This window comes from Exiguobacterium aestuarii (genome assembly GCF_020171655.1).
Classification (GTDB): Bacteria; Bacillota; Bacilli; order Exiguobacteriales; family Exiguobacteriaceae; genus Exiguobacterium; species Exiguobacterium aestuarii_A.
Genome location: NZ_JAIVAC010000001.1, coordinates 1,145,891 through 1,164,822 on the forward strand (window position 1 = coordinate 1,145,891; position 18,932 = coordinate 1,164,822).

18 protein-coding genes are annotated in these 18,932 nt (G+C 47.6%); 4 read left to right on the forward strand and 14 right to left on the reverse strand.

Translation table 11 applies throughout. The features are described 5' to 3' along the window. Positions 1–11: 11 nt before the first annotated feature. Positions 12–599, reverse strand: a complete 588-nt coding sequence (gene grpE, locus LCM29_RS06085) for a nucleotide exchange factor GrpE (RefSeq protein ID WP_214749255.1) — start codon at positions 597–599, stop codon at positions 12–14. A gap of 17 nt (positions 600–616) precedes the next feature. Further along, positions 617–1,639: a heat-inducible transcriptional repressor HrcA gene (gene hrcA, locus LCM29_RS06090; protein ID WP_074033386.1), complete on the reverse strand. Its 1,023-nt coding sequence runs from the start codon at positions 1,637–1,639 to the stop codon at positions 617–619. A gap of 192 nt (positions 1,640–1,831) precedes the next feature. Between hrcA and LCM29_RS06095 the strand changes: the two genes are divergently transcribed. Beyond that, on the forward strand, positions 1,832–2,437 hold the full coding sequence (locus LCM29_RS06095) for a DUF1054 domain-containing protein (protein ID WP_214782274.1): 606 nt from the start codon (positions 1,832–1,834) through the stop codon (positions 2,435–2,437). 44 nt (positions 2,438–2,481) lie between these two features. Here the strand turns inward: LCM29_RS06095 and hemW are convergent, their stop codons facing one another. The 5 genes from hemW to lepA form a co-directional block, all read right to left on the reverse strand. Then, positions 2,482–3,636, reverse strand: coding sequence for a radical SAM family heme chaperone HemW (gene hemW, locus LCM29_RS06100; protein ID WP_224861498.1), 1,155 nt, complete (start codon positions 3,634–3,636; stop codon positions 2,482–2,484). Between the two features lie 67 nt (positions 3,637–3,703). Beyond that, complete coding sequence (locus tag LCM29_RS06105; protein WP_224861499.1) at positions 3,704–4,885, reverse strand: DUF1015 domain-containing protein; 1,182 nt, start codon at positions 4,883–4,885, stop codon at positions 3,704–3,706. 10 nt (positions 4,886–4,895) lie between these two features. Further along, entirely contained in the window at positions 4,896–6,059 is a 1,164-nt protein-coding gene (locus tag LCM29_RS06110; protein WP_214782265.1) for a phosphoglycerate dehydrogenase, read from the reverse strand. Beyond that, the gene (serC, locus tag LCM29_RS06115) at positions 6,037–7,107 is read right to left on the reverse strand and encodes a 3-phosphoserine/phosphohydroxythreonine transaminase (RefSeq protein ID WP_224861501.1); all 1,071 of its coding nucleotides are present in this window, start codon (positions 7,105–7,107) and stop codon (positions 6,037–6,039) included. The genes LCM29_RS06110 and serC overlap by 23 nt, the downstream gene beginning before the upstream one ends. A 114-nt stretch (positions 7,108–7,221) precedes the next feature. Next, on the reverse strand, positions 7,222–9,045 hold the full coding sequence (gene lepA / locus LCM29_RS06120) for a translation elongation factor 4 (protein WP_214693159.1): 1,824 nt from the start codon (positions 9,043–9,045) through the stop codon (positions 7,222–7,224). 219 nt (positions 9,046–9,264) lie between these two features. On the opposite strand from lepA, the gene rpsT reads away from it, so the two are divergent. Continuing rightward, positions 9,265–9,525, forward strand: a complete 261-nt coding sequence (gene rpsT / locus LCM29_RS06125) for a 30S ribosomal protein S20 (RefSeq protein WP_012726675.1) — start codon at positions 9,265–9,267, stop codon at positions 9,523–9,525. Between the two features lie 27 nt (positions 9,526–9,552). Here the strand turns inward: rpsT and LCM29_RS06130 are convergent, their stop codons facing one another. Both LCM29_RS06130 and holA read right to left on the reverse strand, forming a co-directional pair. Then, positions 9,553–9,990, reverse strand: a complete 438-nt coding sequence (locus tag LCM29_RS06130) for a GNAT family N-acetyltransferase (RefSeq protein WP_224861503.1) — start codon at positions 9,988–9,990, stop codon at positions 9,553–9,555. Between the two features lie 9 nt (positions 9,991–9,999). Next, positions 10,000–11,010, reverse strand: a complete 1,011-nt coding sequence (gene holA / locus LCM29_RS06135) for a DNA polymerase III subunit delta (RefSeq protein ID WP_224862758.1) — start codon at positions 11,008–11,010, stop codon at positions 10,000–10,002. 90 nt (positions 11,011–11,100) lie between these two features. On the opposite strand from holA, the gene LCM29_RS06140 reads away from it, so the two are divergent. After that, positions 11,101–11,265: a YqzM family protein gene (locus LCM29_RS06140; protein WP_012726678.1), complete on the forward strand. Its 165-nt coding sequence runs from the start codon at positions 11,101–11,103 to the stop codon at positions 11,263–11,265. Between the two features lie 61 nt (positions 11,266–11,326). Here LCM29_RS06140 and LCM29_RS06145 read toward each other — a convergent pair whose 3' ends face one another. The 4 genes from LCM29_RS06145 to LCM29_RS06160 form a co-directional block, all read right to left on the reverse strand. Next, positions 11,327–13,444 (reverse strand): DNA internalization-related competence protein ComEC/Rec2, encoded by a 2,118-nt coding sequence (locus tag LCM29_RS06145; RefSeq protein WP_224861505.1) that lies wholly within the window; start codon positions 13,442–13,444, stop codon positions 11,327–11,329. Position 13,445: 1 nt separating this feature from the next. Then, entirely contained in the window at positions 13,446–14,021 is a 576-nt protein-coding gene (locus LCM29_RS06150) for a helix-hairpin-helix domain-containing protein (protein WP_224861507.1), read from the reverse strand. Between the two features lie 249 nt (positions 14,022–14,270). Next, positions 14,271–15,914: a methyl-accepting chemotaxis protein gene (locus LCM29_RS06155; protein WP_224861509.1), complete on the reverse strand. Its 1,644-nt coding sequence runs from the start codon at positions 15,912–15,914 to the stop codon at positions 14,271–14,273. Beyond that, entirely contained in the window at positions 15,911–16,882 is a 972-nt protein-coding gene (locus LCM29_RS06160) for a BMP family lipoprotein (protein WP_224861511.1), read from the reverse strand. Before LCM29_RS06160 ends, LCM29_RS06155 begins: the two co-directional genes overlap by 4 nt. Positions 16,883–17,087: 205 nt before the next feature. Between LCM29_RS06160 and LCM29_RS06165 the strand changes: the two genes are divergently transcribed. After that, the gene (locus LCM29_RS06165) at positions 17,088–17,357 is read left to right on the forward strand and encodes a hypothetical protein (RefSeq protein ID WP_224861514.1); all 270 of its coding nucleotides are present in this window, start codon (positions 17,088–17,090) and stop codon (positions 17,355–17,357) included. 52 nt (positions 17,358–17,409) lie between these two features. Here LCM29_RS06165 and LCM29_RS06170 read toward each other — a convergent pair whose 3' ends face one another. Continuing rightward, the gene (locus LCM29_RS06170) at positions 17,410–18,930 is read right to left on the reverse strand and encodes a flotillin family protein (RefSeq protein ID WP_214693180.1); all 1,521 of its coding nucleotides are present in this window, start codon (positions 18,928–18,930) and stop codon (positions 17,410–17,412) included. Positions 18,931–18,932: the final 2 nt, after the last annotated feature.

Genomic DNA, 18,932 nt, shown 5'->3' on the forward strand with positions numbered 1-18,932 from the left:
GTTAAGTAGTATTATTCTGCAACTTTTACCATGCTTGGGCGAATGACTCGACCATGCATCGTATATCCTTTTTGAAGCTCCATCGTCACGACGCCCGACTCGAACTCGTCGCTCGGCTCTTGCATGACTGCTTGATGGAAATTCGGGTCGAACGGCTGTCCGACTGCTTCAATCACTTCGACTTGCTCAGCATTCAATACGTCAAGAAGTTGACGATGAATCATGTCGACGCCTGATTGAATTTGCTTGGCATCCTCTGAAGTTGCTTGCACTTGAAGTGCACGCTCAAAGTTATCAATGAGCGGAATCAATTTTTCAATGACAGACTGTGAAGCAAACTTGACGCGTTTTGCATTCTCTTCATTCGTCCGACGACGGAAGTTGTCAAAGTCAGCACGAATGCGGAGTTCGCTCGCTTTCAACGCTTCGATTTCTTTTTGTAAGTCCGTCCCCTCAGAACTTTCTTCCACAATCTCAGCATTTAAAACCTCATCTTCATTTGATTCAGTTGACTCGTTCTCTTCTGTCTGTGCCGAGTCTACAGATTTTTCTTCAAGCACGTCTTCTTGTTCGTGCCCGTTTTGATGATCTGCTGTCATAGTAAAACTCCTTTCCGTCACTCATCTAGTTTCGTTCGCCGCAACGCTTCGATAATTTGTCCCATCATTTGGACACCGTGACGGTAATTCATTCGAGTCGGGCCAATCATGGCAATCGTTCCGAATGTTTTTCCATCTAGTGTATAATCCGAGGTGATGACACTACAATTTTGAAGGGCGACAATTCCGTTCTCGCTCCCAATGCTCACATAAATCTCGCGATTTGGCAACGATTCGAGCCAGTGCGTCAATCGTTCTTGCTCATCAATCCATTCTAGGAATGGTCTGAGCGTGTCTAACGTCTGAAACTCAGGTTGGTTGAAGATATTCTTCTTGCCTCCGAGATAAAGCGAAGACGGCGTTTGAATTCCAACCGTCGATTGAATCAGTTGCATCATATTTTCATATTGCTGTCGCTGCGCGAGTTGCAATTTTGCAACCTCTTCTCCGATTCGGACTTTTAGTTGTCCGATCGCTGTTCCGACGAGACGATCGTTTAACAGTCGAATCGTCTCCTCGATGACTTCAGGAGCTACACGAGATTCGAACATGACCGTACGATGCTCGACATGACCTTGATCCGTGACGATGAGAACGACACCCCGTCGCTCATCTAATGGCATAAAGTCCACACGTGCCAATCTTTCGGATTGGCTATTGGGACCGAGGGCGACCGTCGTATAATTGGTCAAATCAGAAAGGAGATCTGCAGCTTGGCGAATCAGGATCTCAGACTCTTTTGAAGATTGCTTTAAACGCTCTTCTAAGCGACCCGTTTCCCGCTCGTCGATGATTTGCTTCTCGACGAGGTGGTCCACGTAATATCGGTATCCGACCTCTGACGGGATTCGACCCGCGGAAGTATGTGGTTTTTCAATCAACCCCATGTCTTCCAAATCGGCCATATCGTTCCGAATCGTTGCCGAACTAAACGTCAAATCGTCTCGTTTCGATAACGTACGCGAACCGACCGGTTGAGCCGTCTGAATATAATCGTCAATGATGGCTCGAAGAATGAGCAATTGTCGATCTGTCAGCACAACATCACTCCTCTCTGAAAAAGTTACCTCGCTTTATTAGCACTCATATTTAACGAGTGCTAATCACACTTCAAATATTATCATGTTCTCACTATTTGTCAATTCATACACTCGGATTTTTTCACCTTTTTTACAGACGGCAAACCTGAAAAAGAAACAGTGTTTCGTTATGATAGAACGTGAGGTGATGAAATGTTTACAACAAAACAATTTAACGTATTCAAACAGGACGGACTCGACGAACGCATGTCTGGCATCCGTTCGGATATTCAACCGCTCTTCCATCGGATTTATGACGAGGTCGGACCACAACTCGAGGCAGATGTCGGAATCCCCCTCTACCTGCATGTCGCAAAACATGCACGTCGCACGGTAAACCCTCCGAAAGACACATGGATGGCCATCTGTCACGATAAGCGCGGGTATAAAAAACATCCACACTTACAAGTCGGGCTTTTCGACGACCGCGTTTTCATCTGGCTCGCATTCATCTATGAGATGCCGAATAAAGATGTAATCGCGAAACATTTGCAACAAATTGATTTTAAATCAACGTTTACTGATTTCCATATTGCGGGCGACCATATGAAAAAAGATGCGTTCCTAATTGAAGAGACATCAAACGAAAACATCCAGGCGTTGCTCGAGCGCTTCGGCACTGTCAAAAAAGCTGATTTCTTAATCGGACGACAACTGCCTGCCGATGCATCGATTCTTCAAAACGAAGACGCTTTTCTCGCTTTGGTCGAAGACACGTTCGCTCGGCTCACGCCGCTCTATCGTGATCTCGTCTTATAATGCTAAAAAATGGACAAATCCCAAATAAGGGACTTGTCCATTTTTCATGACTCGGTATGCTCGAGTTTTGCCTCTCCGATAAATGCCGCGAACGCTTCATTCGCGAGTGGTAGACCAGACGCCGTCAATCGGATATGGGAGTCTGTCCGTTCAATCAACGACTTCTTCACCAAATCGTCGATGACGTGACCGAACACATGATCGAGTGCCACGCCATACTTCTGTTCAAATGTCTGAAGAGAGACCCCTGAACGCATGCGTAATCCGAGGAACAGCTCTTCTTCCATTTTTTCTACTTCTTCCAGCTCAGTCACCCGTTTCACCGGGATGCCTTCCGCTTTAATATAGTGAGGAATCGGTGCGATATTGGCACGACGTGTGCCATTTAAATAGCTGTGCGCACCTGCCCCGAATCCATAATACTCTTCGTTCCGCCAGTACACTTGGTTGTGACGACTTTCTCGACCCGGCAACCCATAGTTCGAGATTTCGTATTGCTTCAGTCCATGTCGTTCAAGTGTCTCCATCACTTTGAGATACATCTCGACCTCAACATCCTCTCCCGGTAGACGGAGCTTACCTTTTCGGTCTTGAATCGCAAACACGGTATGCGGCTCAAGAATTAAGGAATAGGATGAGACGTGTTGAATCGGAAGCTGTAGCGCTAGTTCTAAGTCTCGGTCAATCTGCTCGAGCGTCTGCTCTGGTAGCCCGAACATGAGGTCAATCGAGATATTATCAAAGCGTTTCGCTGCTTCATTCACCGTTTCAAACACGTCGTCAGCGCGATGCGTTCTTCCGATCCGTTCGAGCCCACCATCGTCGAACGTTTGGACACCGAAGCTGAGTCGATTGACACCACCAGCTTTCATCGTGTCGAGTTTTTCCGTACTTACAAAGTTCGGGTTCGCTTCGACAGAATACTCTAGGTCGTCTGAAGCGAACGGGAGGAGGTGTCGACGGACCATGTCCATCAGGCGACCCATCTGCGCTTCATTGAGCGCCGTCGGTGTGCCCCCTCCAATAAAGATGGTCTCAATCCGTTCTGTCGGAAACGCTTCGAGCGTCAATACCATCTCTCGTTCTAATGCATCTAAATATTCATCAACAGGTTGGTTTTTTAAAAACACCTTGTTGAAATCACAGTAATAACAAATATGTTCACAAAATGGAATGTGAAGATATACGGCTTTAGCCAATTTCGGCCACCCCTTTCTTCTCATTCCATTTATAACGCTTTTCGTCCGTTCTTTCCAGCCTGCGCCATCAATCGAACCGATGAATAAACAGACCGCTCTTTAATTTTGGTTCGAACCATGTCGATTTTGGTGGCATTTGCCCACCCCCATCAGCCACTCGCATCAACTGTGGCATCGTCGTTTCATGGCACGTAAACAGTAATTGGTCAGGTACTTGCGCGAGTTGTTGCAATTCTTCGATTGACCGGTTTCCTCCAACAAAATCGACTCTGGCATCCGTACGAATATCTTCGACGTTGAAGTACGGAGCAAGGATATCACGCTGTAAGATGGCGACATCGAGATCCGTTTCATCTTTTCGTTTCGATAACTTGTAATAATTCCCTCGATACGCAGCGCCGAACACGCCATGACTTTCAGGTAAGACGAGTTCATCTTCTTCTGTCACTTCATACGAGAACGAAAGTCCTTCCAACATATGTTCTACTTCTTCAGGTGCGATAGTTGTCAACAGACGGTGGTATGGCAAAATCGTCAACTCGTCGCTCGGGAAGAGGACACCTAAAAAGTGTGTTCGTTCATTCTTTTGAGAATGTTCCCCACCCATTTCAGAAACGACCGCTGCCGCTTTCGCGCGATGATGACCATCTGCGATATAGATAGACGGGATCGTCGCACCAATCATCATGACACGCGCGAGTTCTCGACTCGGAATCATGAACCCTTCGTGTAACACGCCACGATCATCCGTAAACGAGAACAGTGGTTCTTCTTCCGTCGCACTCGTTAAAATCTGTTTGAGACTCGCATGTGGCGGGTGGCTGAGCAAGATCGGACCGGTATGCGCCCCTGTCGCTTGGACATGTTCAACCCGTTCCCGTTCCTTCGTTTCACGGGTATGTTCGTGAATCTTGATTCGCCCGGCTTCATAGTCTGCAACAGAGAATGTGGCGACTAAGCCCGTTTGCTGACGCTCGTTCCGGGTCAATCGATATACGTAAAATCCACTCGGACGAACCGTCAGCTCGTCTTCGTATAGACGTTCTAGCTCCTGACGAGCACGCTTTCCCCAGTCTTCGAGTGAGAGGTTTGCTTGAAGAGCTTCTGGCTTATCTACCTTCAAAAATGAGTTCGGTTGCTCAGCGATGACCGCCTTCGCTTCTTCTACAGAAACGACGTCATACGGATCTGCGGCAACTTCTTTAGCGTGTACGGGCATGTATGGGCTGAACGGTTTAAATACGACCATAGGATCCTCCTTAAAATTCTCGGACGCGAATGACGCCCTTGATGTCATACAGTGCATGAATCGATAACGGTTCATGTTCGTTGTTGTCTAAATCAATCAATGTATAGGCCATCTCGCCTCGGCTACGGTTGATCATGTTATCGATGTTCAATCCATGTGAGGCGAGTTCTCCCGTAATTTGTCCGACCATGTTCGGCACATTTTGATGCAAAATCGCGAGGCGACGTTTGCCGGTATACGGAAGTTCCGCATTTGGGAAGTTGGCGGACGAACGGATGTTACCGGTCTCCAGATATAACTTCAGCGTCTCGACGGCTTGAATGGCACAGTTGACTTCTGATTCCTTTGTCGAGGCACCGAGATGAGGCAATGCCATCACTTGAGGATGTCCGATGAGCGAGTGTCTAGGGAAGTCGGTGATGTATAGCCCGACGTGATGATGGAATGCTTCAACTAAATCAGCATCCTTCACGAGCTCTCCACGTGCGAAATTCAAAACGGTCATCCCAGGCTTCATCCGTTCGAACCAACTCCGGTCGATACTGAAGCGCGTCTCTTTCGTCAGCGGCATATGAATCGACAAGAGATCAACAGACCCTAGAACCTCACTCAAATGCTTGGCGCGTGTGACATGTTTTGAAATGTTCCAAGCGGCATCGACCGAGAGATGAGGATCATATCCGATGACATCGACCCCGAGTTGGAGAAGGTCGTTAGCAAGTGAGGCCCCAATGGCCCCAAGCCCGATGATCCCAACTTTCTTCCCCCGTAACTCGGCCCCGAGGAACTGCCGTTTCTGTTGCTCCATCGCTTCTTCCAACTGAGATTGTGACTCGACCGCCTGTTCATTTACCCAGTTGAAACCTTTGACGATCGGTCTGACCGAGAGGATCATGCTGGCCAAGACGAGTTCTTTCACCGCATTCGCATTCGCACCAGGAGTATGAAACGCCACGACTCCTTGTTTCGCCAGTTGATCAAGCGGGAGATTATTGACTCCGGCACCTGCCCTTGCAATGGCGAGCAGATGGGGCGGAATTGCTTCATCGTGCACGTTATGACTTCTGAGTACCCAAGCATCGGCCTGTTCTGAAGCATTGATGATATATTCATTCGGCTCAAATCGTTTCAGACCCGCTGTAGCGATTTGGTTAAATGTTTTGATGTGATACATTGTTCTCCTCCTCAAATGCTCTCATGACGTCGACAAGGCGCACAGCACCTTCTTTTGGCATCGCGTTATAAAGACTCGCCCTCAGACCACCGACGGAACGATGACCGCCGAGTTCGAGTAATCCGCGTTCAAGGGCAAATTGTTCAAAGCCCATGTCTCGATTACGGTCACCCGTCGTGAACGGGATGTTCGTTAAGGAGCGGCGTTCTCCCGATACGAGAGAAGAAAATACATTCGATTGTTCAAGGAACGAATAGACCGTATCGCTTTTTTCACGATTCAGTTGCTCTATCGCCTCGACACCTCCTTGATCTTCGACCCACTTGAGGACACGTTCTGCCGCATACATACTGAACGTCGACGGCGTATTGAATAACGTATCGACATGAGACGCGTAATGAAGATAACTTGGTAGCTCGATCGACTGAATCAAGTCGCGGCGTATGATGACGACCGTCAGTCCTGCTGGACCAATATTTTTCTGGGCACCAGCATAGATCATCCCGAAGCGCTCAACGTCGATGTGCTCGGCAAGAATGTTCGAAGAAGCATCCGCAATGAGTGGGACATCCGTTTCGGGTATAGTCGTGAATCGGGTTCCTTCAATCGTATTGTTTAATGTCACATGTAGATAGTCGACATCTTGAGCGAGTCTCGGTTCAAATGACATCCCACCCGCCTCATCTATGAGCGGATGGATGACGTCGACCTGCCCGAAGTGCCTAGCATCTTCCATCGCTTTTTTAGACCAAATCCCTGTATCGACATAGGCGAATCGATTTCGATTCCGTAAATTCATCGGGATCATGGAAAACTGCAGTGTCGCCCCACCTTGCAACCAAAGAACGGCATAGTTCTCAGGAATATGCATGAGTCTTCTGAGTCTTGCCTCGAGCGAGTCGACCACTTGTTGGAATGACTCTGAACGATGACTCGTTTCGATGATCGAGACCGCTTCATATTCGAACGTCAGGAGATGTTGTTGAATCTCTTGCATCACTTCTTTTGGTAGCATGCCGGGACCCGCAGAGTATGTATACGTCGACACGGTGTTTCCTCCTCTTTTGTCTGTCTAAGGGTGTACTCTTCCTTAAAAGAAGTGCCATTTCCTGCCTAAACAAAAAAATCACCCCGATTCGAACATCAGGGTGATTCAATCCAATTATTCTTCGTCCATCGATAGAACGGACATGAACGCTTCTTGCGGGACTTCGACAGACCCGACCATCTTCATGCGCTTCTTACCTTCTTTTTGTTTCTCAAGGAGTTTTCGCTTACGCGAGATGTCTCCCCCATAACATTTAGCCAAAACGTTTTTACGAAGTGCTTTGATTGTCGAACGTGCGACAATTTTTGTTCCGACGGCAGCTTGTACCGGGACTTCGAACTGCATCCGCGGGATGAGTGCTTTCAACTTCTCGACGATCACTTTTCCGCGCTCATACGCAAAGTCACGGTGAACGATGAAGCTGAGGGCATCGACCACTTCGTTGTTGAGCAAGATGTCCATCTTCACGAGACGTGATTGACGATAGCCGATCAACTCATAATCGAGAGACGCATACCCTTTCGTGCTCGACTTCAATTGATCGAAGAAGTCATAGACGATTTCACTCAGTGGGATCTCATACGTGATTTTGACGCGTGTCGTGTCGATATACTGCATATCGATGAACGTCCCACGTTTCTTCTGGCATAGTTCCATGATGGCCCCGACATAATCGTTCGGTGTCATGACGGCCGCTTTGACGTAAGGTTCTTCAATCGATTCCACTTTTTGTTGTTCCGGCATCTTCGATGGGTTATCAACGTGGACGACTTCTCCTGAAGTTGTCGTCACGTGATAGATAACCGATGGTGCCGTCGTGATCAAGTCGATCCCGAACTCACGCTCAATCCGTTCTTGGATGATTTCCATGTGAAGCATCCCTAGGAATCCACAACGGAAACCGAATCCGAGTGCCTGTGACGTCTCAGGTTCAAACTCGAGCGCGGCATCAGAAAGTTGAAGCTTTTCGAGTGCCTCACGAAGGTCGTTGTAGTTGGCTGCATCGATTGGGTACAATCCACAGTACACCATCGGGTTCATTTTACGGTAACCCGGAAGCTGACTCGTGGCAGGATTTTTCGCAAGTGTGATCGTATCCCCGACACGAACATCTCCGACTGTTTTGATTGATGCAGAAAGTGTTCCTACATCACCGACGTTCAATTCTTTGACCGAGACAGGTTTCGGTGTCGATACACCGAGATCCGTTACTTCGAACGTCTTCCCTGTCGCCATCATTTGAACTTTATCTCCTACTTTGACCGAACCGTTGACGATTCGAATCGATGCGACGACACCGCGGTAAGCATCATAGTATGAGTCGAAGATCAAAGCTTGTAACGGTTCTGACGGATCACCCGTCGGAGGTGGTACGAGTTCGACGATTTGCTCGAGAATCTCTTCGATTCCAATCCCTGCCTTGGCAGAAGTCGGGACCGCATCGCTCGCGTCGAGACCGATGACGTCTTCAATCTCTTGACGGACGCGATCGACATCCGCTGACGGCAAGTCGATTTTATTGATGACCGGAATGATTTCCAGGTCGTTATCGAGTGCTAAGTAAACGTTCGCAAGAGTCTGCGCTTCAATTCCTTGTGCCGCGTCGACGACGAGAATTGCACCTTCACATGCCGCAAGCGAACGCGACACTTCATACGTGAAGTCGACGTGTCCTGGCGTGTCAATCAAGTGAAGAATATACTCTTCTCCGTCTTTTGCCGTATAGTTCAATTTAACAGCGTTCAATTTAATTGTAATCCCACGCTCACGCTCTAAATCCATCGCGTCAAGCGTCTGCTCTTTCATCTCACGAGCCGTGAGTGCACCAGTTTTCTCAAGAATCCGGTCAGCGAGTGTCGACTTTCCATGATCGATGTGAGCGATAATCGAAAAGTTACGAATCTTCTTCTGACGATTCTCTAATTCTTGTTTATTCATATATGGGTTCACCTATCCTTCTCATGCATACCGTGTCATTATATCAAAATCCTAAAGTAATGTGTACGACCTACTACAACAATACCACATATAGTTTTCAGAATAATCATCAAGTGGTTGCTTTTCATATAACCGTTTGCTACAATTGTGCTTGTTCTGTTGAATGATTACTTGAAGTAATAAGAACATACACTTTCTTGTTTCAGGAGGTGACAAACAATGGCAAACATCAAATCAGCAATCAAACGTGCAAAAACTTCTGAAAAACGTCGTGTTGCGAACTCTCAAGAGAAAGCGGCAATGCGTACAGCAGTAAAACGTGTTGATGCTCTCGTACTCGAAGGAAACAAAGAAGCTGCTCAAGAAGCTTTCGTCCTCGCTACGAAGAAGCTCGACAAGGCTGCATCAAAAGGCCTTATCCACAAAAACAAAGCAGGTCGTGATAAATCACGCCTCGCAGCTCGTATCGCTGCTCTCTAATTAGAGACCAAACGAAACAGCCGCCTCCTACTCGGAGCCGGCTGTTTTTTTGTATACCATGACGTAGTGAGGACCAATCCCAGGAATATCGAACGGTTCACCAATTCGCTCGAGACCGTTTCGTTCGTAGAAGCGAACGGCCACCTCTCGGGCGTTACACCACCACGACCCATCCAACTCTTCATGTAATGCCTGTAGGAAACGCGACCCGATTCCTTGTCCGGCTAGATCCGGATCCGTCGCCATTCCCCGAAGTTGATACGGCACCGACTCGCCTTCGATTTCTCTTGATGACAACATGACAGTCGCGACCGATTGCACGTGGTCTCTTTCGACCCAAGCAAAATGACGTGTCGTCGACGTCTCATCCCCTTCAAAATAACAAGTCTCAATCCCTTTTCCCGGTCTGAGTACAATGTGCCGAAGCGGAATCACATCTTGCAGAGATACTTGTTTCAATCCCATCTTCTCACCTCACAGTAAGGCCAATTGGCAAACGAGTGTATCGAATACGATTTGTTTATCGCCACGACCAGTTTTCATCGCTTCATCCGCATCTGCAATCAACGTTAACGCTTGCGCGAGCTGCGCTTCTGAAAAATTGCGACTCGCTTGTGTTGCTAGTTTGACGGTATATGGATGAGCACCAATTTTTGAAGCGATTTGTTTTTCTCCGTACCCCGCTTCTGTCAACTGCTTTGATAGATACATGTTTCGGTATTGCCTTGCTAACAAGCCAAGAAGTCCAATCAGTTCTTGTCCTTGCTTCTCTAAGTCACGTACTAACCGAAGCGCCGCATCTGCGCGTCGTTTGACGAGGAGCTCGGACAGCTGAAACACATTATCTTCTAGCGTACGTGGTACCAAATCATTCACGATGTCGATTGGAATCATCGCGCCTGTTCCAGCATATAACTGTAGCTTTTCTAATTCTCGGACTAATTTTCCCCAGTCATCCTGACATAAGAACAACAGTCGCTCCATGGTCGCACGTTCCATTTTTTGTTGTTCCTGACTAAGCGTATCATTCACATAACGCATCAATTCTGCTTGGCTCGGCTTTTTCGCTTCGAGTACGATGGCCCGTTCTTTCAATCGTTTTACGATTTTTTTACGTTCATCGAGTTTTTCTGACTCGACAATGAGGACGAGGACCGAGTAAGTCGCAGGCTGAACGACATATTCGGCGAGACGGTCGACGTTATGCTTTTGCTTTTCTTTCGCTCCCGTCAAAAATTGGGCATTCTTGACGATGACTGTCCGAAATTCACTGAAAAAAGGGACCGTTTCCGCTTCATCGAGCGCAGTATCTAATGACGTCTCTTGGAGATCGAGTTGCATGACATCAAATTGATCACCGGATGGGTTGGCCGCCTTCACGATTCCACGTTCCCAATTCTCTAATAAATACTTTTCAGTTCCATGGAGAACATAGACGCTCGCTAGTTTACCATTATGTAACCACGGTTCATTCAAAACACACACCACTTTCACAATTTATTCTCATCTAAACATAGATTATCTTCGCATGATTCGCTATACTTATAAAGGAAGTATGATAAGGAGGGACCTAATATGCAAATCAACTCTGTACGCCCACCGAGTGAAAACCCGTTTGAAAATGACGTTCAATGCAAACGTAATGACGCGATCGACTCTGCGATCGGCTTCATCGTCCCATTTGGCTTTTTCTTCACGATTTTCTTCATCGGTGTCATCATCAAGTTCTTGAGCCTATAAGTTTTCAAACGATTGCCCCGGGGGAGCAATCGTTTTTTAGTGTATCATATTTATTCACGTGCTAGTCGATGATCCCCCGACACATTCTTTTTTCACAGATGATCATCCCATCGAGATCCGTTCGCAACAAGCGACGTCCGAAAATCCGATCTAACGTCTCCTGATGTGGGTGGCCATAACGATTGTTCGCTCCGACGCTCGCAATCACCCATTCCGGATCGATTCGCTCGAGTAGCTCTTCCCCTGACGACGTATTCGATCCATGATGCCCTAACTTAAACACGTCGACGTCCACCGTCGGTAAGTTAGTCTCTTCTTCTATAGGCAAATCCCCTGTCAATAAGTACCGCATGCCACCTACGTTCATATAGAGGCTGATCGAATGATCATTTTCATCTTCATGCACTTTAGTCGGTGAGACAATCCATATCCAAGACATCGGTCGATTTCCTGCCTCGAGATAGCGAATGGATGCCCCGTAATTCGTCGCCAACTGAAGAATCTCCTCACGCTTCTCCGCATTCGCCACTTCTTTCGATAACCAAATCTCCTTTACATGCACGAGCTTCAACAATCCTTCTAAACCACCGATGTGGTCATGGTCTGCATGCGTCAAGAGAACAAAATCAAGTGCACGCTCCCCACGCTTCCATATATATGGAGCCACAACGTCTGCTCCCGGGTCATACACTGTCCGTTTTTGCTCGTTGGGATCCTGAAAGACGCCGCCGACATCAATCACACCAATTGTTTCTCCTGACTCTACAACAATCGCATCGCCTTGACCGACATCTAAAAATGTCACCCGTGGAGCCTCTGCCCATTCGGCCCAACCGGCAACGAGGATACATGTCAATATGGCCATACACCATCCCAACCATCGCTTCCGTTGGACAAGAAGTAAACTTCCCCAAATCCCAATCCATAAAGCGACTTGCTGCGGAAATGTCAGTTCATGCAACGGTAGCCATGGTCGATTCATATCATGCATGGAGAATATTCCGTTAATGGCGTCTAGGATCACCATGAATATCGGTGCAATTTCTGGAACGACCCAAACAATCAGTGCAAGCGGCATCATCACCCATGATATGCAAAACGCCATGATGATATTGAAAAGGGGTGCAGCGACGGATAGAATCGGTTGAACTTGCCAAAGGACAAATAATCCAAATAGTTGGGCAAACACGGACAACTCCAACAAACCGGTCCACAGTTGTCTCGTGACCAACAAGAAGAACGTCATCCCGACCGTTAACTGAAACCCTAAGTTTGAGAGAAGGTGTGGTTGAAAGGCAAGCATGGCAGCTGCGCACCAACTTAAGAGACGAATCGGGTCCCTTACCGATACACCAAATAAAGAAAGGATGAGCAACACATCTGCCACGAGGACAGCTCGTGCGACCGGTGGTGAAAAACCAGTCAGCCATCCGAACGCCGTAATCGTCAATAGAATCAATACCGTCTTCGTCTCTCGTCGAATCGGGATTGGCCGAAACATTGCTCGAAGCGCGACAATCAGCATGGCGATATGCGAACCTGAGATGACGAGAAGATGCAGGAGACCCGTCACTCGATATGAGAAAGAAGTCTGTTCGTCGAGCATCCGACTCTCACCGAACAGTAAGGCCTCTATGTATAGCGCGACATCGGCGCGATATTGTTGTTCAATCTGTTGGAGACGTCTTTCTTTCCACCTCAACATCCAACCGTCCATCCCTGCTGTCGGACGGCACTCGTCGATTCGCTTGATCTTTCCTTTAAAGGATAAGTCCGCGCTAGCCGCCCATTTCTGTTCGTCAAATCCCCCGATGTTCCGTAACGGCTGAAACAGTTCTTGTTCCATTTCTACGAGACACGTCTCACCAGGTCTACCAATCGAGAGCTCCCTCCCCCGCAACACACCTTGATGAGTCCCCACGTTCCCATATAATCGGGTCGTCTTCCCGTTCTCTTTACGACTCTCAATCGAGAACACGATTGTGTCTGTCGGTGTCCATTCTGCTGGATTGGCATGTAGCCATGCGATCAGGATGAGGAGAATGACACCGAGTTTCGCAAATAGATGTTGTCCGCCTCGAGACGCGACATATAACACACCGGAAACGATTGTGACGAGGTAGATTCCTTCAGTCAATCCGGTCACCATCACTATCGCAAATAGTGGAAATAACGGCATCTCATGGTACCAATAAGTAAGGTTTCATACTTTCTAATGTTTTCTCCCCAAATCCTTTCACATCACCTAAGTCCTCGTATGTTTTAAAGGGACCATTCACTTTCAGGTGGTTCAGAATCGCGTCTGCTTTTGCAGGACCGATGCCAGGGACCGACATCAACTCGTCTTTCGTGGCACTATTCACGTGTACCCCATTTGGTTCTTGCTCTGTGCTAGGTACCTCTTGTGCAATCGGTGCATCTCCTTTTTTCGGTACGATGATTTTTACACCGTCCACGAGTAGTTGTGCCAAGTTCAATCGTTCCGGGTCGGCTTCATCTGTTAATACGGCCAACGAGAGAACATCCCCGACTCTAGCACCTTCTGGCACGGTATAGACGTTCGGAGACTCGACCGCGCCTGTGACATAGACGACGATTTCTAATCGCTCTACGGTCTCATCCGGAACTACTTCTTCTGATTCTACGACGAATTCATCGACGACACGTTCTTCTGGTTCTTTACTATAAAATAAATAACCAACACCTAAAAACAGGACGACGACAACACCGATGATGACCTGCTTCCACTTTTCCAAGACGATTCTCCCCCTGTTTCGACTATTGTATCTAGTATGCCGAATCTAGCGTGACTACACTTGTCCCGTTCCAGGTCTTAATTCATTCTCAACGGAGTCGTTTGCTTACCTGCTACGTACCCGACCCTCATACAATATGAAAGATAATCGCTCATTTCCTTGCGACAACAGAAGAAGGAGCCCAAACATTCGAAACAGCAAAAAAACCGAAAACCAACGATGGTCTTAGGTCCTTCTGCATAAGGATCATTACTCTTCCTCGAAATGCTGGACTTGGTCAGCGAGTGCCGCAGCCTGTCCTTCTAGTTCTTGCATCAACGTAAAGATTTGATCAAAGCTTGCTTGTTGTTCTTTCATCGAAGCAGCCACTTCTTCATTTCCAGCTGCCAATTCTTCTGTCACGCCCGATACTTCCTCGACACGACGCAACACGTTGTTCACTTCACTACTAGATGTGCGCATCTCTTGCTCAATCGTACGGACGAACGAGGCAACATGGTCTGTACGTTCATGGATGCGGTTAAACGCTTCCTTCGTCAAACCGAATGCTTCAAGCTGTGCTTCTTGTTCGCGTTTTGATTCGTTCACCGTTTCTGTCAATCGTACGACTTCTTGTTGAATCGTCTTCACGACATGGAAAATCGAGCGGGTTGCCTTATTGCTCTCTTCGGCCAACTTTTTAACCTCGCTCGCCACGACCGCGAACCCACGTCCTGCTTCACCTGCACGAGCCGCTTCAATCGCTGCGTTCAAGGCAAGTAAATTCGTCTGAGCCGCCACGTCTTCCACGAGTTTCGCCATCGATTCGATCTCCGCCGTCTGTCTAGCAAAATGATCCATTCTCGTGACAAGCACTTCATTTCGTTCGCTCGAGCGATCAAGGATATGTTCCTGATCCGTTAACGTCTCAATCCCGGCTGCCACTTCTCGAGTCATCTCAGTCGTTTCTTCTGTCGTCTGTTTCGTTTGATTCAAGCTCGTCTCGAATGACGTCGCCATCGTATGGACCGAGCTGAGCGTCTCTTGCAATTCATTGGCGATGGACTGCGCACCATGCGCCATTTCATCCACTGCGTTCGTGATGTTTGACGTCGTGCTGACAACCGCTTCATTTTCAGCCGCTGCCGTTTCCGTCATCCCATTCACCTTCATCGATGTCACACGAATCGAACCGATGACCGTTTGCAGAGATGCTGTCATCTCGCGCATCGCGCGTTCAAGTCGTCCGATTTCGTCATTGCGATTCGATTCTGGCAATGTGACAAGACGTCCTGAAGCGATGGCTTCTGCGACTTTCACGTTGCGCTCGAGCGGACGTGTGATAGAACGCGCGAAGAAGAAGTTGTAAATGCCTAGCGCTAAGACAACGAGAATCGTTAACAAGATTGAGATGAATAATAGACGCTCTGTTTCATTTGCCGCCTCTACTTGAAGTGCCTCGTAGAACGAACCGTTCTTAGCAATCAGTGTGTTGATATCATTTAACAACCCTTCGAGCTTGGCAGCTTGTATCCGAGCTCCAATCCCACCTTCTAATGCAGACTCGACATCGTCGTTCACTTGTTCATACTTCGTCGTGGCACGTTCTAGATGATTCGAAAACTCTGGAATCAAGTAAGACTGTTTTAATTCATCAAACGTTTTCGCATTCGATACACGGATTCGCTCAAGTTGGACGAGTGTTGATTGATTCGATTGTTCGCCAAGCGACGTCCAGAGCGACTGTTCTTGTAAGAGTGACGTCTCAAGCTGAGACAATTCAATCATCTGACTCCCGTACTGTTCATTGTAAGTCTGCAGACGGTTCAAGGTCGACAAGACATAACTCATCATGAGAACGATCAAGACGACGGTGAACACCGTTGAGAAGATAAACCGTTTACGTAAACTCATTTTAGTGTCCCCTCTTTCAGTTGACGTTCGACCGATTCATACTGAGTTGTCTCATTCTCATCCCATTGAATGCGACGAAGTGGCGCTAAGCCGACGCCTCCTTCTTCAATACCAAGGATGACATGATCGTTGAACGGCTGTGTCGTCACACGACCTGCGATTTCAACGATCGCCAAATCGACTTGTTTCAACATCGAAGTCACGACCGCATCAGGTGCAATCATCGATTGATCGCTATCAACTCCGATTGCCTTAATTCCATACTTTTCAGCAGTCTCCAATACCCCGACTCCCGTTAGGCCAGCTGCCGCATAGAGAACGTCTGCGCCCTCTTTGATTTGTTTCTCAGCTAGTTCGCGTCCAAGCTCGGGTGAGGCAAAGTCGTTCGAGAAATCAACGAGCATCTCGACATCCTCGTTTACGGATTTTGCTCCACGCTCAAATCCTGCCTCGAATTTCTGAATGAGTTCAATATCCATCCCACCGATAAAACCGATTTTATCCGTCTCTGTCTCAAGACCAGCTACCGCACCCGCGAGCGCACTGCCTTCTCCTTCTTCAAACGTGACATTTAAAACGTTCGGTAACGCTGACACGCCATCAATGAGGGCAAATTGTTGATTCGGATGTTCTGCCGCCACCGTCTCAAGATCTTCCTGACACGCAAAACCGAGACCGACAATCACATCATGTCCCTCTTTGACCAACTCTTCAAACCCTGCCTGATATGTTTCTGTCTCGGATAACTCACGATAGTCGACGAACCATTCGCCCGTCTCACGTAACTCCCCCATGCCACGCATCGCCGCATCACTGAACGATTGGTCCCCGAGACCAACATCCGATAGGACGACGCCCATCGTCTGACGTTCTTCAACAGCGGCAGTCGGGTCATCGATGACCGACTGACAACCGGACAACCACAGTGAACAAGCTGTGATTGTACTGATGATTATGCTTTTCTTCATGTATTCCATACTCCCTCTCTCTATTGGTCTGACAACTCTTTTATCGACAGAGAAGACACGATTCTCCATCGTTATTTTTAAAAGTTGTGGGAATAAAATATCGGGACATCTGAGAATGTCAGATGTTTCAAAAGGGAATTTATTCTAATTGTTGAATACACATATGAATGACTTTGATGACAAATCCGAAGGGAAGATAAAGGAAATGATAGAAAAGATCATTCGACATAGTTGGAACGTCATATCTGGATTATTTGTTCTCTTGTTGTCACTTTGGTTGAGTGGTCCTGGTATAGCAGAGACAGACACCCCACAATATCGTTGGTATTTCATGCTTTGGTTTGTACTATGGACGGTCGGTTTGATCTTACAGTTCAGACCACGAACGAAATGGTTCGGTCTATTCATCACGTTCGTGCCGACATTGTATTATTTTATTTCCGTCCTAAAAGCATTTGAAGTCATTTCATACTAGTCAATCATGTACAAAAATCAGAGCCATAGACGATGTCTATGGCTCGTGTCAATTATTCTTTTGATGCAGCGACCGTCGTATCCGCTAACTCTCGCTCCGGTGCAGGTGCCTTCGCGACATTCCCTTTACCGGCAAAGTTCTCGAGCAAGTCTTTCATATCGATACCCGAAGAGGCTTTCAACGTTTGTTGCAATGAAGCCATAAGGTCCGTTGCATATCCCGTCACCTTCCCTGCTCCACCGTTTTGACCACCGCCTGTGTCGACGACCGTGATTTGATCGATGTTGCCAAGTGGTGCCGCAATTTCCTTCGCATAATCCGGAAGCATTTTGACGACCATATCGAGAATCGCTGCCTGCCCATATTGAGCGAACGCCTCGGCGATTTTCTCTTTCGCTTCCGCTTCCGCGAGACCCGTCAAGCGAATGATTTCAGCTTCCGCTTCACCTTTCGCGCGTTCAGAATCGGCTTCAGCAAGACCAGCCAAACGAACTCGTTCCGCATCCGCTTTCGCTTGTGCTTCGATGCGATATTTCTCGGCATCTGCGCTTGCGATTTGACGTGCTTTATCCGCAGCGGCCGATTGTTCGATTGAGTAACGGTCCGCATCGGCTTTTTTCTTCACTTCTGAATCATACTGTTTCTCACGACGCATGATTTCTTTCTCTTCGAGCTCGATTTGCTTTTGACGCTCGATGATTTGAACTTGCATTTGTTGTTCTGTAACTTCTTGTTTCGCACGTGCTTCCTCGAGCTCGTACGCTTGGTCGGCCCGGGCTTTGGCAACGTCTTGCTCGCGACGGTATGCCGCAATCCGGAGCTGATTCTCTTTCTCTGCTTCTGCGATTTCTGATGCTCGTTCTAACTCTGCTTTTTTCGCATCTTTCATCGCTTCCGCCTGTTTGATGCGCGTTTCTTTATCCGCTTCCGCTGTTGCGATATCGGCATCACGCTTCACTTGCGCGATACGAGGTTTACCGAGTGATTCTAAATAACCATTTTTATCTCGAACATCTTTGATTGTGAAGGAGACGATGACAAGCCCCATCTTCGCTAAGTCTTGAGAGGCGACGCGTTGGACTTCTTGAGAAAACTTGTCTCGGTTTTTGTAAATTTCTTCAACCGTCATCGAACCAAGAATAGATCGCAAATGACCCTCTAATACTTCTTTCGCCTCGTTTTCTCGTTCAACTTTCGGTTTTCCGAGGAACTGTTCTGCGGCTGTCGCAATTTCACTGATTGACCCGCCGATTTTAATGATGGCCGTTCCGTCCGCCATGACCGGTACACCTTGTTCGGTATACACTTCAGGCGTTGTGACCTCTAGCTTGCTAGAGAGTAAACTGAGTGGTTCTGCTTGTTGGAACACTGGGAGGACGAACGTTCCTCCACCACGAATGATTTTGACACGGTTACCCGAGGTGTCGCTATGTACATTTTTCTTGCCTAAATAACTACCTGTTACAATCAACGCTTCGTCAGGTCCGACCGTACGGTATTTCAAAACGAATACAAACACGAGTGCGAGGATGATGACCCCGACGATGATGCTGACTAAAATAGCCGTATTCATAA